Genomic DNA, 266 nt, shown 5'->3' with positions numbered 1-266 from the left:
GTTGATTTTAATGATAACAGCAATGCCGGTAATTCTGATGTTACTGTCGGCGCGGGCGGTGAGGCTAATTTCAATGACGGTTCTTCTGCTGGAAACTCGGATATTGATGCCTCTAATGGCGGTAAAATAGGCTTTAATGATAATGCCAATGGCGGCAGCTCAACCATTGGCGTCTCTGACGGCAGCACAGTTGATTTTAATGATAACAGCAATGCCGGTAATTCTGATGTTACTGTCGGCGCGGGCGGTGAGGCTAATTTCAATGA

The 266-nt window shown here is 46.2% G+C and carries 1 protein-coding gene; it reads left to right on the top strand.

Features of this window, described 5'->3' with window-relative positions; genetic code table 11:
* Positions 1 to 266, top strand: a 266-nt coding sequence (locus DPQ22_RS08700) for a hypothetical protein (protein WP_425305131.1), incomplete at both ends; no start/stop codon positions are given.

The sequence above is a fragment of the Candidatus Tokpelaia sp. genome, from assembly GCF_008636115.1.
Lineage (GTDB): Bacteria > Pseudomonadota > Alphaproteobacteria > Rhizobiales > Rhizobiaceae > QLZD01.
The sequence above is the reverse complement of the archived record's forward strand: the minus strand, read 5'-3'. Positions and strand labels throughout refer to the sequence as shown.